The sequence below is a fragment of the Pseudomonas sp. BNK-45 genome (assembly GCF_047456255.1).
Taxonomy (GTDB): Bacteria; Pseudomonadota; Gammaproteobacteria; order Pseudomonadales; family Pseudomonadaceae; genus Aquipseudomonas.
The window spans coordinates 5483614-5498578 of the sequence record NZ_CP179909.1; the positions used below are offsets into that span (position 1 = coordinate 5483614).

Sequence of the window (14965 nt, forward strand, 5' to 3'; positions counted from 1 at the left end):
CCTATTGCTCCATTTCATCAGCGACCTTCATCGGAAGGTCGAAATTGTTGTCATGCAATTCCGCCAGTTCATGCACCAGCGCCAGCACCGGAAACAGACCTGGCAACTCCAGTCCCTGCTTGATATTGGCGTAGAACCCCGATAAGTCCTCGAAGGTCCCAGGATCTTTGTAGGCCATGACCTCGGCGTCATCGAAGCTCAGGCACAGACGCCCCTCATTGGAAAATTCCAGGTTCACCTTCTTCAGCCGCCGGCACAGCCTCAGCAAAAAAGCCAGGGTGGTAGGGGTCGCGAACTTGGCACAGGCCAGCTCACTGTCACCGGTGAAAGTGAAGCTTCTGTTGAAGTCATCAGAAGTGGTCTCGAAGACTTTACGCTTTGTACGCTTTTTCTTCGGCAGATCACTGCACACCATCACGCCCGTGACCCAGGGAAAATCCACCACCAGGCTGAAACGATCGAAGCTCTCGTAAACCCGTTCACTTTCGCCATCGGATTTGGATTTGTAGTGGGAATTCACATAACGCAAGTGGTGAAAGACAAAGGGCAACTGATGGCGCGCACCCTGGTAGGTTCCCGCGGCGGAGTCCACGATGCGGCGGCTGTCGTTACCGCGTTCATAGTCCTCGAACTCGCCGCTCAGCTGCGTGAAACGCTCTTCAGCTGTTCCACCCGGGTCCGAAAGGCCATTACTGAGGAATGAACATCGACGAGCGATCCTCTTAGGCAACTCATCAACAGCGGCTTTACGACTCATCCAGATGATCAGACTGGCAACGCCTAAACACGCCGCGATGAACCACATCACCACCACGCCTGCCATGGCCGGGATCGCTGAAACAATCGCCAGCATCACCAGCACCAGGGGCTGGGCATGATCGAACTTCAAGCCGCCCTTGAAGGATTGGAGCCTGCCGATGACCTGCAACAGGTCGTCGTTGGTCCTGGCCCGCGCCACCTCGGCGTCGCAAGTGGCCAACAACCGGACCAGCTCGGCATCATGCTTGAGAAACTGCATCACTCTTCCTTGATCAATTCGCTGGAGTCCACAACCTGTGGGACGACAGCAGCAACAGCATGACCGTCGTGCTGCCAGGCCAGTCGCTCTATCAACCCCAACAGCGGATACAGCTTCGGCAACTCGATGCCCGCCTCGATCCGCTCACGAAAGACCGTCAGATCACTCAACGCCCCCGGATCGGCATGGGCCATGATGTCTTCGTTGTTGAAGCTCAGGCAGAGCCGTCCCTGGCCAGAGAACTCCAGATTGACCCCATGAAGCTGACGCGAAAGTTCCAGCAGCAGGTCCAGCGTCGCAGGCGTGGCGAAGCGTTCACAAGAGGCCGGGTCATTGCCGCGCAGCACAAAGGTCTGATTGAAATCCTCGCGATCGGTCTTGAAGGGCTGACCCGGCAGCTGTATTTCCAGAGGGCTGGATCGAAGTGCAAGCTCTCTCACCCAGGGAAAATCCACCACCAGACTGTAGCGCTGGTAGTTCGTGTAAACCGTCTTGAGGTCTCCACCGGCCCCGCGCTCCCAACTGGAGATCACATATCGAAGCTGGTGATACTCGAATGCCAGCGAATGTCGCTCTCCTCGATACACTCCCTGGAGCGAGTCCAGGATACGGCGCCGCTCACTCTCGCTGCCCCGACGGTAATCGGTGAACTCATTGTCCAGTCTCTTCAGGCGCCAGTCGGCGCTACTGTCGAATTCCCTCAAGTCATTGCCAAGCATCATGCACTTGCGGGTAATGCTCGCCGCCAGATCGGTCGATACCCCAGAGATACCTTTGCTGACCCGATAGCTGAAGAAACACAGAGCCACAAACACCCAGAACATCCCGCCCATGCCGTCCATCAGCAACGCAGCCGCAAGCGAAGCAAACGCCAGCACCAGAAGCGTTATTGACTGCGCATGATCGAACGCCAGGCCGCCGGGGAATACCTCCAGCCGGTCAAGCACCTCTAGCAGGTCCGCCTTGGACTGAGCGTTGATGACTCGCATCTGGCAATCGCCCAGCAGGCGTACCAGCGCCTGGTCACGCAAGAAGAACAACATGCATCTTCCTTGATCAATTGAAGGCGCCGCTCATCAAGCGACGCTCAGGCTCAACACTCGTTCAAGCCATCTCGAAAACGAATGGCCAGGGCCTTGAGATTCTGCCGCCAGCTCTCCAGTTCTTCCCGACTCAGTTCCGGCGCCGGCTCCGGCTCGTCCAGATTGACCGCCACAATCAGCGGCTGGGTCACGTCCCCCTTGGGCTTGTGCGGCGCTCGCGGCGGTTGAAACAGCTCGTTGTAAGCGGACAACAGTTGCGCCAGCCAGGCCTGTGGACTCTGCGCCAGCTCCAGTAGTTCCGCCAGTTCGGGAATGGCAATGCTGTCCAGCACCTCACGATTAAGGATCTGCTCGACCCGGGCAGCACTGGCCTGTGGCAGACGGTAGAACCCGGCGATCTCGTGGCATAGCCCCAGCAAGGCACCGTAGAGATGGAACAGCACCGACTCGCGCCCCGCCTGGACCAGCGCCTGGGCATTCATCGCCCGCCCCTCTTCGGCCCGAGCCAGGGCTTCGAGCGCCAGGCCGGCAAAGTAGATTTTCTGATTGGTACGGGTATAGAGCTCGTGGGCCATGTAGGCAGCCTCCACTACAAGAAGAGAACCAGATGCGGATGGCACAGTTTCAAGGATCACTCCCGCGCACCGCAAGGCAAAAGAAAGGCCGCATGACTCCCGGCGGAATCATGCGGCCCTGTACGGCGCCAATGCGAGGAGCAAGCCCCTCGACACAATCAGTGCCTAGCGCTTGTCTTCGACCTTCCAGGTGCCACCGTCGTAGAACGCGCGCCAGCCGGTAGGCTTGCCATCAACCTCGGTCTGCACGTACTGCTCCTTGGTCTTGCGGCTATAGCGCACCACCGCAGGACGCCCCTCTGGGTCCTTCTTCGGTGCTTCGCAGAGGAAGTGGTACTTCGGATCAATCTCGTCCTTGTGCGGGATCAACTCCAGCACCAACGGCGCCCGGGTTTCACGGTTTTTCGGGAACTGGCTGGCAGCCAGGAACAGGCCCGAAGCACCGTCGCGCAGGATGTAGGTGTCGTTGACCTTCTCGCATTTCAGCTCAGGCATCTTCACCGGATCCATCTTCGGCGGCGCCGCATCACCGCTTTTCAGCAGCTTGCGGGTGTTCTTGCAAGTGGCGTTGGTGCAACCGAAGAACTTGCCGAAACGACCGGTCTTGAGCTGCATCTCGCTGCCGCACTTGTCACATTCCAGGCTCGGGCCCTCGTAGCCCTTGATCCGGTAGCTGCCCTCTTCGATCTCGTAGCCGGCGCAATCCGGGTTGTTGCCGCAGATGTGCAGCTTGCGCTTTTCATCCAGCAGGTAAGCGTCCATCGCCGTGCTGCAGATCGGGCAACGGTGCTTGCCACGCAGTACCAGGGATTCGGATTCGCCCTCGTCGTCCGCGGCGATCTCGTCGCCCGGCACCAGGTTGACGGTGGCCTTGCAACGCTCCTTGGGTGGCAGGCTGTAGCCCGAGCAACCGAGGAATACACCAGTGGAGGCGGTGCGAATCTGCATCGGCCGACCGCAGGTCAGGCATGGAATATCCGTCATGACCGGCTGGTTGGCGCGCATGCCGCTTTCGGCGCCCTCGGCCACTTCGAGTTTCTTCTTGAAGTCGCCGTAGAACTCGTCAAGGACGTTCTTCCAGTCGCGCTCGCCCTGGGCCACGTCATCGAGGTTCTCTTCCATGCCGGCGGTGAAGCCGTAGTCCATGAGATTGGAGAAGCTTTCGGAGAGACGTTCGGTGACGATGTCACCCATCTTTTCCGAATAGAACCGACGGTTGTGCAGGGTTACGTAGCCGCGATCCTGAATGGTCGAAATGATCGCCGCATAGGTCGAAGGACGACCGATGCCGCGTTTTTCCATTTCCTTCACCAGGCTGGCTTCGGAATAGCGCGCTGGCGGCTTGGTGAAGTGCTGGCTTGGGTCGAGCTTGATCAACTTCAGCACTTCGCCCTGGGCCATGTCCGGCAGCACATCGTCATCACCTGGCTTGCTGATCTGCGGCATGACCCGGGTGTAGCCGTCGAACTTGAGGATGCGGCCCTTGGCGCGCAGCTCGAAGTCCCCAGCAGCCACGCTGACGGTGGTGGACAGGTATTGCGCCGGCAGCATCTGGCAGGCGACGAACTGGCGCCAGATCAGCTCGTAGAGCCGCTCGGCGTCACGTTCCATGCCCGACAGTTTGCTTGGATGGGTGTTGACGTCGGACGGACGAATCGCTTCGTGCGCCTCCTGGGCCCCTTCCTTGCTGCTGTAGACGTTGGGCGAGGCCGGCAGGTACTTGTTGCCGAACTCGTCTTCGATATAGGTCCGCGCCATCGCCACGGCATCAGCCGAGAGGTTGGTGGAGTCGGTACGCATGTAGGTGATGTAGCCGGCCTCATACAGACGCTGGGCCATCATCATGGTCTTCTTCACCCCGAAGCCCAGGCGGTTGCTCGCGGCCTGCTGCAGGGTGGAGGTAATAAATGGCGCTGACGGCTTGCTGCTGGTGGGCTTGTCTTCACGCTTGGCGACGCTGTAGGCCGAAGCCTTGAGCTTCTCCAGGGCAGCCATGGCCTGGGTTTCGTTGAGCGGCTTGAAGGCTTCACCGTTCTCGCGAGCCACTTCGAAGCGCACCTTCGAGCCCTTGGCAGTGCCCAGGTCGGCGTGGACTTCCCAGTACTCTTCCGGAATGAAGGCGCGAATCTCACGCTCGCGCTCCACCACCAGCTTCACGGCTACCGACTGCACACGACCGGCGGACAGGCCACGGGCAATCTTCGCCCACAGCAGCGGGGAGACCATGTAGCCCACCACACGGTCAAGAAAACGCCGGGCCTGCTGAGCGTTGACCCGATGAATGTCCAGCTCGCCCGGCTGGGAGAAGGCTTCCTGGATCGCCTTCTTGGTGATTTCGTTGAACACCACGCGCTTGTAGCGGCTGTCATCACCGCCGATGGCTTCGCGCAGGTGCCAGGCAATGGCCTCCCCTTCGCGGTCCAAGTCCGTTGCGAGATAGATGGTGTCGGCATCCTTGGCAAGGCGGCGCAGCTCTTCGATGACCTTTTCCTTGCCAGGAAGGATTTCGTACTTGGCCTTCCAGCCGTGCTCGGGGTCGACGCCCATGCGCGACACCAACTGCTTGCGCGCTTTTTCCTTCGGCGACAGGGCCGCAGTTTCGCCCGCAGCGGCCTTGCCACGCTTGGCGGCCGGCTCTTTGGCGGCACTGGCCGAACCGCTGGTGGGCAGGTCTCGGATATGGCCGATACTCGACTTCACCACGTATTGGTTGCCCAAGTACTTGTTGATGGTCTTGGCCTTAGCCGGGGATTCCACAATGACCAGCGATTTGCCCATGGATCGGAAAATTCCTGAATTCGAGAAGAGAAAGGCGGTTGGCGCCTGACGCGGCCCCGCTATATATAGTGGCAACAAGGTGAGGTCAAGCGCAGGGTACTGCGCGACTGGCACTTATGCCGGTGAAAAAAGACTGGGTTCGGCCTGCACCAAAGCAAAGCGTGGGACCTGCTCGCCGTCAACTTCGACCGACTCCAGGAACATGCTCAAGGGGCGTACCCAAAAACCGTAATCCCCATACAGGGCTTGATAGAACACCACTTCTTCTTCCGTTTCCGAGTGCCGCGCCACGCTGAAAACGCGGTACTGCGGCCCCTTGTAATGCTGATAGAGCCCGGGTTGTAACTGCATGCTCTGGCCCTCGTGCAATTCTTTTCAAAATAAAAACAAATAAATCCGCAGAAAAACAAAAACCGGGGCACAGGGCCCCGGCTTCCATCCACCCAACGCTTAAACGCGTTCGAAGACGGTCGAGATGCCCTGGCCAAGGCCGATGCACATGGTGGACACACCGAAGGTGCCGCCATTCTGCTTCATGACGTTGAGCAGGGTCCCGGAGATACGTGCACCGGAGCAACCGAACGGGTGACCCAGGGCGATCGCGCCGCCGTGCAGGTTAACCTTCTCGTTCATCTTGTCGAGCACTTTCAGATCTTTCAGCACTGGCAGGGCCTGTGCGGCGAAAGCTTCGTTGAGCTCGAAGAAGTCGATGTCGTTGATGCCCAGGCCTGCGCGCTTCAGGGCTTTCTGCGTGGCCGGTACTGGACCATAGCCCATGATCGCCGGATCCACACCCGCCACGGCCATGGAACGGATCACCGCCATCGGCTGAATACCCAGATCCTGAGCCCGCTGGGCCGACATCACGATCATGCACGAGGCACCGTCGGTGATCTGCGACGAAGTACCGGCAGTCACGGTACCGCCCTTGGGGTTGAACGCCGGCTTCAAGGCCGCCAGGCTTTCCAGGGTGGTTTCGGGACGAATGGTTTCGTCGTAGTCGAACAGTTTCAGGAAACCGTTCTCGTCATAGCCCTGCATCGGGATGATTTCGTCCTTGAACTTGCCTTCCACGGTCGCCTTGTGGGCGAGCTGGTGGGAACGCAAGCCAAAGGCGTCCTGCTGTTCGCGGGTAATGCCATGCATCTTGCCCAGCATTTCGGCAGTCAGGCCCATCATGCCCGAGGCTTTCGCCGCGTACAGGGACATGTGCGGGTTCGGATCGACACCGTGCATCATGCTCACGTGGCCCATGTGCTCGACGCCGCCCACGACGAATACGTCACCGTTGCCGGTCATGATCGCCTGCGCTGCAGTGTGCAGCGCACTCATGGACGAACCGCACAGACGGCTGACGGTCTGGCCAGCCGAAGTATGGGGGATCTGGGTCATCAGCGACGCCATGCGCGCGATGTTCCAGCCTTGTTCCAGGGTCTGGTTGACGCAGCCCCAGATCACGTCCTCGACTTCCGCCGGGTCGACCTTGGTGTTGCGCTCCAGCAGTTTGCTGATCAGGTGCGCCGACATGTCTTCGGCGCGGGTGTTGCGGTGCATGCCGCCCTTGGAGCGGCCCATCGGAGTACGACCGAAGTCGACAATCACGACGTCTCTAGGATTCAAGCTCATATGTTCACTCTCGCTCTAGTGTGGGCGCTTAACCGAAGAAGCTCTGGCCGTTCTTGGCCATTTCACGCAGCTTCGTGGTCGGGTGGTACAGCGCGCCCAGATCGGCGTACTGGTCGGCCAGGGCAACGAACTGGGCAACACCGATGGAATCGATGTAGCGCAGCGCACCGCCACGGAATGGAGGGAAACCAATGCCGTAGACCAGGCCCATGTCCGCTTCGGCAGCGGTTTCGACGATGCCGTCTTCCAGGCAACGAACGGTTTCCAGGCACAGCGGGATCATCATCCAGTTGATGATGTCTTCGTCGGTGACTTCACGCTGCTCGTAGACAATTGGCTTGAGCACTTCCAGTACCGATGGATCGGCGACCTTCTTCTGCTTGCCCTTCTTGTCGGTTTCGTAGGCGTAGAAACCCTTGCCGTTCTTCTGTCCCAGGCGCTTGGCCTCATAAAGCACGTCCACGGCCGAGCGGCGGTCGTCCTTCATGCGATCCGGGAAACCTTCAGCCATGACGTCGCGACCGTGGTGGCCGGTGTCGATACCGACCACGTCCATCAGGTACGCCGGGCCCATTGGCCAGCCGAATTTTTCCATGATCTTGTCGATGCGTACGAAATCCACACCGGCGCTGACCAGCTTGGCGAAGCCGCCGAAATACGGGAACAGCACGCGGTTGACCAAAAAGCCCGGGCAGTCGTTGACCACGATCGGGTTCTTGCCCATTTTCTTGGCGTAGGCAACGGTGGTGGCAACGGCCAGCTCGCTGGACTTCTCGCCACGGATCACTTCCACCAGCGGCATCATGTGCACCGGGTTGAAGAAGTGCATGCCGACGAAGTTTTCCGGACGCTTGAGGGCCTTGGCCAGCAGGCTGATGGAAATGGTCGAGGTGTTGGACGCCAGGATGGTGTCTTCCTTGACCTGAGCTTCCACTTCGGCCAGCACGATCTGCTTGACCTTGGGGTTCTCGACCACCGCTTCGACCACCAGGTCGACGTTGCCGAAATCGCCGTAGGACAGGGTCGGACGAATGCCGTTGAGCACTTCAGCCATCTTCGCGGCGGTCATGCGACCCTTGTCAACGCGGCCCACCAGCAGTTTCGCGGCTTCCGCCAGACCCTGCTCGATACCGTGCTCGTTGATGTCCTTCATCAGGATCGGCGTGCCTTTGGACGCCGACTGGTAGGCGATGCCGCCCCCCATGATGCCGGCGCCGAGTACGGCGGCCTGCTTCACGTCCTTGGCGATTTCGTCGTAGGCCTTGGCCTTTCTCTTCAATTCCTGGTCGTTGAGGAACAGACCGATCAGGCTTTGTGCGGCCGAAGTCTTGGCCAGTTTGACGAAACCGGCTGCTTCCACTTCCAGGGCTTTGTCGCGACCGAAGTTGGCCGCTTTCTGGATGGTCTTGATCGCTTCGACCGGTGCCGGGTAGTTCGGGCCGGCCTGGCCAGCCACGAAGCCCTTGGCGGTTTCGAACGCCATCATCTGCTCAATGGCGTTGAGCTTGAGTTTTTCCAGCTTCGGCTGACGCTTGGCCTTGTAGTCGAACTCGCCGGAAATGGCGCGCTTGACCAGGGCCAGAGCGGCATCCTTGAGTTTCTCGGGTGCAACCACAGCATCCACGGCACCGACTTTCAGCGCGTCTTCGGCACGGTTTTCCTTGCCGGCGGCGATCCACTCGATGGCGTTGTCGGCACCGATCAGGCGCGGCAGGCGCACAGTACCGCCGAAACCCGGGTAGATGCCCAGCTTGACTTCCGGCAGACCGATCTTGGCGCTGGCGGCCATGACGCGGTAATCCGCTGCCAGGCACATTTCCAGGCCGCCCCCCAGGGCGATGCCATTGATCGCGGCAACGGTCGGCACATTGAGGTCTTCGAAATCGCTGAAGATCTTGTTGGCTTCGAGGTTGCCAGCCACCAGCTCGGCATCCGGCAGCTTGAAGTTATCGACAAACTCGGTGATGTCGGCGCCGACGATGAACACGTCTTTGCCACTGCTGACGATCACGCCCTTGATCGAAGCATCTGCCTTGATGGTGTCAACAGCCTGACGCAGTTCGTTCAGGGTTAGACGGTTGAACTTGTTGACGGACTCACCCTTGAGGTCGAAATTCAATTCGACGATGCCACTTTCAAGAGCCTTAACCGTGATGGCTTTACCTTCGTAAATCATCAACTGATCTCCACGATATGGAAGCTGAACAGTACACGTCGGACGCTGACTTCTGGCTTGGCACTAACGTCACCGTCGATGCTAACGCCATTCCGCCAGGCACACCCGCCAACGCGATAGTCGGGATTCTGTACAGAGCCGCCTGCGATGCAAACGCTCATTTCATACGCCCGTTTGATTTGGGTACGCCACATTCAGGGAAAATCCGCCAATTGTCAATCGTACAAAACACTGTTTGAAACGCGACTTTGCGGTCACTTCATCGCTCCCCGGACCTTCAACACGGCCCCGCATTCAAGGCCATTCATAGGATCAATATTTAGAAAAATCGCCCTAAATCCCCCGACCTCAAGGAGCAAGTACGACTAAGCTGGGGATATATCTGAAGAAATGACCAGAAAACATTTATCGAATAAAGCCACTGCCCAGACAGCAAAAAGCCACCCGAAGGTGGCTCCAACCCTATTACCGGCCTGCCTGGCCATCCCGCCCGATGTTGAGTCGGGCTTTTTATTGCCCAGCGCCCAGCCCCACCCTGCCCCGGACGCGCTCCTCGAAGGCCTCAGGCCAATGCCTTGAGCACCGAGGCGATGTTCTCCAGGACACTGACCTCGCCACGCTCGTTCCAGTACAGGGCAATCAGCTGCTTGTCCGCTTCAACCTTGAACACCCCGGACGGCAACGTCTGCAGGTGCTGGAGCAGCAGCTCGTCGACACAAGGCTCACGCCATTGATTGACCCAGCAACCGGGAGCTGTCTGCCAATAACTCCAGCAGGCCGATTGCGCGCTACGCCGCGGGCGGTGGTACTGCGGGCACGGATTGGGGGGCTCCTGTCCCAGCCAATGTGGCCACTCCTGAGGCGCCAGCTGCATGGCCAGGCCCATGCGCCGCGCCTCCATGCGCAGGGCGATCAGGCCGCTCTGGCGGCGCGAGGGACGCAACCACGCCAGCGGACTCAGAACCACCGCAAGGATTGACACCACTATCCAGACCGTCATATCAGTACTCTCGATTTTTTGATGAGCGGGGCCTGGGCAAAACCAACCCGCTTGAAAGCAGCCATACTTGAAGCTATTGCAATCCTCAGGAGGAGCGCCTCATGTCCTACCACCATATTCTGGTCGCCGTAGATCTAACCGAAGAGTGCGATCCTGTTATCCACCGCGCTCGCGAGCTGTCGGTGAGCAATGGGGCCAAGCTGTCCCTGGTGCATATCGTCGAACCCATGGCCATGGCCTTCGGCGGCGATGTCCCCATGGACCTTTCGCAACTGCAGCAGCAACAGTTCGACCAGGCTCGGGAGCGCCTGGATCGGCTGATCCACAAGTACCCGGAGCTGACCAAGGAATACAGCCACCTGACCTACGGACAGCCGCGCCAGGAGATTCACCACCTGGCCAAGGAGCAGGAATGCGACCTGATCGTGGTCGGCAGCCATGGCCGCCACGGCCTGGCGCTGTTACTGGGCTCCACCGCCAATGACGTTCTCCACGGCGCGCCTTGTGACGTGCTGGCGGTGCACCTGGTCAAGCGCTGAATACCGCCACCGGCACGCCAGTGGCCTCGACAAAAAGCCCGACTCTGAAGTCGGGCTTTTTTTATTGCTCAGCGGTCACTCAGGCATCCAGCTCGGCCCAGCGCTCGACCATCTGCTCCAGCTCGGCATTCAACTGCTCCAGCCGGGCGATGACCGCAGCGGTTTCCGCCACCGGGCGCTGATAGAAACCGGCATCGGCCATTTCCGCCTCGACCCCGGCAATCTGCTGCTCCATCGCTTCGATCTGCCCCGGCAACGCCTCAAGCTCGCGTTGCAGCTTGTAGCTGAGCTTCTTCTTCGCCGCCGGAGCCTCCTGCGCGGGGGCCGGCGCCGCGGCTTGTACCGGCGCCACCACGGCGGAATTCAGCTCGGCCTTGCCGGACTTGTTCTCGGTCACGCCCAGCAACCGCGGCGAACCGCCCTGACGCAGCCAATCCTGATAACCGCCAACGTACTCGCGAACCTTGCCCTCGCCTTCAAAGACCAGGGTGCTGGTCACCACGTTGTCGAGGAACGCCCGGTCGTGGCTGACCATCAGTACCGTGCCCTGGAAAGTCAGCAGCACTTCCTCCAAAAGCTCGAGGGTTTCCACATCCAGGTCGTTGGTCGGCTCATCGAGCACCAGCAGGTTGGCCGGCTTGCTGAACAACTTGGCCAGCAACAGACGGGCACGCTCACCACCGGACAGCGCCTTGACTGGCGTACGGGCACGTTGCGGGCTGAACAGGAAATCACCCAGGTAGCTGAGCACGTGACGGCTCTGGCCATCGATCTCGATGAAGTCGCGACCTTCGGCGACGTTGTCGATCACGGTCTTTTCCAGGTCCAACTGGTGGCGCAACTGGTCGAAGTAGGCGACGTCGATCCGTGTACCCTCTTCCACCTTGCCGCTGCTGGGAACCAGGCCACCGAGCATCAGCTTGAGCAAGGTAGTCTTGCCGGTGCCGTTGGCGCCCAGAAGGCCGATACGGTCGCCGCGCTGCAGGACCATGGAGAAGTCCTTGACCAGGAACGGACCATCCGGGTGAGCGAAGCTGACGTTCTCCAGCACCATCACCTGCTTGCCGGACTTGTCTGCGGTTTCCAGCTGAATATTGGCCTTGCCGGTACGCTCGCGGCGCTCACTGCGCTCCACGCGCAGCGCCTTGAGCGCACGCACGCGGCCTTCGTTACGGGTACGCCGGGCCTTGATGCCCTGGCGAATCCACACTTCTTCCTGGGCCAGGCGCTTGTCGAACAGCGCGTTGGCGGTTTCTTCCGCCGCCAGCATGGCTTCCTTGTGCACCAGGAAGCTGGCGTAGTCGCCGTTCCAGTCGATCAGGCCACCGCGATCCAGTTCGAGAATGCGAGTGGCCAGGTTCTGCAGGAAGGAACGGTCGTGGGTAATAAAGAGGACCGCGCCCTGGAAATCCTTCAGCGCCTCTTCCAGCCAGGCAATGGCGCCGATGTCCAGGTGGTTGGTCGGCTCGTCGAGCAGCAGCAGGTCCGGCTCGGACACCAGGGCCTGGGCCAGCAGCACGCGACGACGCCAGCCGCCGGACAACTCGGCGAGGGTCTTGTCGGCGGGCAGTTGCAGACGGCTCAGGGTGCTGTCCACCAGTTGCTGCAGGCGCCAGCCGTCACGGGCTTCGAGGTCGTGCTGGACGTGCATCAGTTTTTCCAGATCAGCGTCGGTGACGATGTTCTGGCTCAGGTGGTGGTACTGGGCCAGCAGCTCGCCGACACCGTCCAGGCCCTGGGCAACCACGTCGAACACGGTCCGCTCGTCGGCCACCGGCAATTCCTGGGGCAACTCGCCGATCTTCAGACCGGGTGCGCGCCATACGGAGCCGTCGTCGGGCTTCTGATCGCCCTTGACCAGCTTCATCATGCTGGATTTGCCAGTACCGTTACGGCCGATGATGCACACCCGCTCACCACGGGCGATCTGCCAGGACACCTTGTCCAACAACGGCATGGCGCCGAAAGCAAGGGACACATCGCTGAATTTGAGCAGGGTCATGTTCTTCTCCAAAAACCGGGCGCGCATTCTACCTGACTTGAGCCCGCAGAAGGCCGGCTATTTCGCCGCCGGCCACCCCTGAGGCACTTTTGTTGCCAACTGATGCCAAGGGTTCGGCAAAGCTTTCACCGGTTGCTGGCAAAAGGCTAAGCTAGTGAGCAATCAGTGTTGGCCTTGTCGGCACTTGTCATGATTTCTCTGCCCGGATGTCTCATGCGCAGTCGCCTTTTCAGTGTTTTATCTTGCCTGCTTCTCACCGCCGCAGCCGTCCAATCCGCCCAGGCGGCAGACCTGACTCTACAACGCCAGTATTACGATGAAGCCAAGCGCGCCCTGGCCAAGGGTGATTCCGGCCCCTACTTCCGTTACGCCGATGCGCTGCGCGACTACCCGCTGGAACCCTACCTGGCCTATGACGAGCTGACTGCCCGGCTGAAATCCGCCAGCAACGCCGAGATCGAGAAATTCCTCGCCGAACATGGCGATCTGCCCCAGGCCAACTGGATGAAACTGCGCTGGTTGCGCTGGCTGGCCGAACGCGGCGATTGGGCGACCTTCACCAAGTACTACGACCCGAAACTCAATTTCACCGAGCTGGATTGCCTCAACGGCCAGTACCAGCTGGGACACAATCTCAAGGCCGAAGGCTACGCCGCCACCGAAAAGCTCTGGCTGACCGGCAAATCCCAACCGGCCGCCTGTGACGCCTTGTTCGCGCAATGGGCCGCCGAAGGCCAACTGACCGAACAGAAACGCTGGCAACGGGCCAAACTGGCGGCCGAAGCCCGCAACTATCCTCTGGCCAACAGCCTGGTGAAGAGCATGACCAGCCTGGCGCCTCAGGGTCGCCTGCTGGTCGATGTGGCGCAAAAACCCGAACTGCTGAGCCAGCCCTCGCGCTTCCAGCCGGCCGATGAGGCCATGTCCGATGTGGTCGGCCTCGGCCTGCGCCGACTGGCACGCCAGGACCCTGACAAGGCCATGGCCCTGCTGGACGGCTATGCCAGCAGCATGCACTTCTCCCGCGACGAAAAAGTGGCGATTGCCCGCGAAATCGGCCTGACCCTGGCCCGGCGCTTCGACAGCCGCGCCCTGGACGTGATGACCAAGTACGACCCGGAGCTGCGCGACAACACCGTGTCCGAATGGCGCCTGCGCCTGCTGTTGCGCCTGGCACGCTGGGAGGATGCCTATCAGTTGACCCGCAAGCTGCCTCAGGACCTGGCCAGCACCAACCGCTGGCGCTACTGGCAGGCTCGCAGCCTGGAGCTGGCCCAGCCGCAAAACCCTCAGGCCCAGGCGCTGTTCAAGGGGTTGGCCCGGGAGCGGGACTTCTATGGCTTCCTCGCCGCCGATCACGCCAAGGCCCCCTATCAGCTGAACAACCAACCGCTGATGCTGAGCCAGGCGGTCATCAACAAAGTCCGTAATACCCCGGGCGTGCGTCGCGCCCTGGAGTTTCATGCCAGAGGCCAGATCGTCGACGGGCGCCGCGAGTGGTACCACGTCAGCCGACACTTCAACCGCGACGAAATGGTGGCCCAGGCCAGGCTGGCCTACGACCTGAAGTGGTACTTCCCGGCCATCCGTACCATCAGCCAGGCTCAATACTGGGATGACCTGGACATCCGTTTCCCAATGGCTCACCGCGACACCCTGGTGCGCGAAGCCAAGGTCCGCGGCCTGCATTCCAGCTGGGTGTTCGCCATCACCCGCCAGGAAAGTGCCTTCATGGACGACGCCCGCTCCCACGTCGGCGCCAGCGGCCTGATGCAACTGATGCCCGGCACCGCCAAGGAAACCGCGCGCAAGTTCAGCATCCCCCTAGCCTCGCCCCAGCAAGTGCTGGACCCGGACAAGAACATCCAACTGGGCGCCGCCTACCTGAGCCAGGTGCACAGCCAGTTCAACGGCAACCGGGTGCTGGCCTCCGCGGCCTACAACGCGGGTCCCGGGCGGGTGCGCCAATGGCTCAAGGGCGCCGATCACCTGAGTTTCGATGTGTGGGTGGAAAGCATCCCCTTCGACGAAACCCGCCAGTACGTACAGAACGTGCTGTCGTACTCGGTGATCTATGGGCAGAAGCTCAATTCACCACAGCCGCTGGTGGACTGGCATGAGCGCTACTTCGACGACCAGTGACCCCGCCCCTCCACAAGCCCGCAACGATGCGGGCTTTTTATTGGGCCAGCTCCTGGCTCGCCCGCG

11 protein-coding genes are annotated in these 14965 nt (G+C 60.6%); 2 read left to right on the top strand and 9 right to left on the bottom strand.

The window, feature by feature from the left end:
• Position 1: 1 nt before the first annotated feature.
• From ACMGG8_RS24740 to ACMGG8_RS24775, 8 genes are all read right to left on the bottom strand, one after another.
• Positions 2–1018: a hypothetical protein gene (locus tag ACMGG8_RS24740; RefSeq protein WP_414158616.1), complete on the bottom strand. Its 1017-nt coding sequence runs from the start codon at positions 1016–1018 to the stop codon at positions 2–4.
• Positions 1018–2061 (bottom strand): hypothetical protein, encoded by a 1044-nt coding sequence (locus ACMGG8_RS24745; protein WP_414158617.1) that lies wholly within the window; start codon positions 2059–2061, stop codon positions 1018–1020. The genes ACMGG8_RS24740 and ACMGG8_RS24745 overlap by 1 nt, the downstream gene beginning before the upstream one ends.
• Positions 2062–2111: 50 nt before the next feature.
• Complete coding sequence (locus ACMGG8_RS24750; RefSeq protein WP_414158618.1) at positions 2112–2636, bottom strand: DUF6586 family protein; 525 nt, start codon at positions 2634–2636, stop codon at positions 2112–2114.
• A 165-nt stretch (positions 2637–2801) separates the two neighbouring features.
• The gene (gene topA, locus ACMGG8_RS24755; protein WP_060838351.1) at positions 2802–5414 is read right to left on the bottom strand and encodes a type I DNA topoisomerase; all 2613 of its coding nucleotides are present in this window, start codon (positions 5412–5414) and stop codon (positions 2802–2804) included.
• A gap of 114 nt (positions 5415–5528) precedes the next feature.
• The gene (locus ACMGG8_RS24760) at positions 5529–5765 is read right to left on the bottom strand and encodes a DUF1653 domain-containing protein (protein ID WP_019093731.1); all 237 of its coding nucleotides are present in this window, start codon (positions 5763–5765) and stop codon (positions 5529–5531) included.
• A gap of 99 nt (positions 5766–5864) precedes the next feature.
• Positions 5865–7040 carry an acetyl-CoA C-acyltransferase FadA gene (fadA, locus tag ACMGG8_RS24765; RefSeq protein ID WP_016964860.1) on the bottom strand — a complete coding sequence of 392 codons (1176 nt, stop codon included), beginning with the start codon at positions 7038–7040 and terminating at the stop codon, positions 5865–5867.
• Positions 7041–7068: 28 nt separating this feature from the next.
• Complete coding sequence (fadB, locus tag ACMGG8_RS24770) at positions 7069–9216, bottom strand: fatty acid oxidation complex subunit alpha FadB (RefSeq protein WP_414158619.1); 2148 nt, start codon at positions 9214–9216, stop codon at positions 7069–7071.
• A 562-nt stretch (positions 9217–9778) separates the two neighbouring features.
• A complete protein-coding gene (locus ACMGG8_RS24775; RefSeq protein WP_108544856.1) occupies positions 9779–10216 on the bottom strand; it encodes a hypothetical protein in 438 nt (145 codons plus the stop codon).
• 101 nt (positions 10217–10317) lie between these two features.
• Between ACMGG8_RS24775 and ACMGG8_RS24780 the strand changes: the two genes are divergently transcribed.
• The gene (locus ACMGG8_RS24780) at positions 10318–10755 is read left to right on the top strand and encodes a universal stress protein (protein ID WP_016964862.1); all 438 of its coding nucleotides are present in this window, start codon (positions 10318–10320) and stop codon (positions 10753–10755) included.
• A gap of 79 nt (positions 10756–10834) precedes the next feature.
• Here the strand turns inward: ACMGG8_RS24780 and ACMGG8_RS24785 are convergent, their stop codons facing one another.
• On the bottom strand, positions 10835–12757 hold the full coding sequence (locus ACMGG8_RS24785) for an ATP-binding cassette domain-containing protein (protein WP_060838348.1): 1923 nt from the start codon (positions 12755–12757) through the stop codon (positions 10835–10837).
• A gap of 213 nt (positions 12758–12970) precedes the next feature.
• Between ACMGG8_RS24785 and ACMGG8_RS24790 the strand changes: the two genes are divergently transcribed.
• The gene (locus ACMGG8_RS24790) at positions 12971–14899 is read left to right on the top strand and encodes a transglycosylase SLT domain-containing protein (RefSeq protein ID WP_060838347.1); all 1929 of its coding nucleotides are present in this window, start codon (positions 12971–12973) and stop codon (positions 14897–14899) included.
• The last annotated feature ends 66 nt before the right edge of the window (positions 14900–14965 follow it).

What these genes read in the sequence shown, in the direction of transcription:
- ACMGG8_RS24785 (WP_060838348.1), bottom strand. Translation starts at nt 12,757, where the DNA reads ATGACCCTGCTCAAATTCAGCGATGTGTCCCTTGCTTTCGGCGCCATG.
- ACMGG8_RS24790 (WP_060838347.1), top strand. Translation starts at nt 12,971, where the DNA reads ATGCGCAGTCGCCTTTTCAGTGTTTTATCTTGCCTGCTTCTCACCGCC.
- ACMGG8_RS24745 (WP_414158617.1), bottom strand. Translation starts at nt 2,061, where the DNA reads ATGTTGTTCTTCTTGCGTGACCAGGCGCTGGTACGCCTGCTGGGCGAT.
- topA (WP_060838351.1), bottom strand. Translation starts at nt 5,414, where the DNA reads ATGGGCAAATCGCTGGTCATTGTGGAATCCCCGGCTAAGGCCAAGACC.
- ACMGG8_RS24740 (WP_414158616.1), bottom strand. Translation starts at nt 1,018, where the DNA reads ATGCAGTTTCTCAAGCATGATGCCGAGCTGGTCCGGTTGTTGGCCACT.
- ACMGG8_RS24780 (WP_016964862.1), top strand. Translation starts at nt 10,318, where the DNA reads ATGTCCTACCACCATATTCTGGTCGCCGTAGATCTAACCGAAGAGTGC.
- fadA (WP_016964860.1), bottom strand. Translation starts at nt 7,040, where the DNA reads ATGAGCTTGAATCCTAGAGACGTCGTGATTGTCGACTTCGGTCGTACT.
- ACMGG8_RS24750 (WP_414158618.1), bottom strand. Translation starts at nt 2,636, where the DNA reads ATGGCCCACGAGCTCTATACCCGTACCAATCAGAAAATCTACTTTGCC.
- ACMGG8_RS24760 (WP_019093731.1), bottom strand. Translation starts at nt 5,765, where the DNA reads ATGCAGTTACAACCCGGGCTCTATCAGCATTACAAGGGGCCGCAGTAC.
- ACMGG8_RS24775 (WP_108544856.1), bottom strand. Translation starts at nt 10,216, where the DNA reads ATGACGGTCTGGATAGTGGTGTCAATCCTTGCGGTGGTTCTGAGTCCG.
- fadB (WP_414158619.1), bottom strand. Translation starts at nt 9,216, where the DNA reads ATGATTTACGAAGGTAAAGCCATCACGGTTAAGGCTCTTGAAAGTGGC.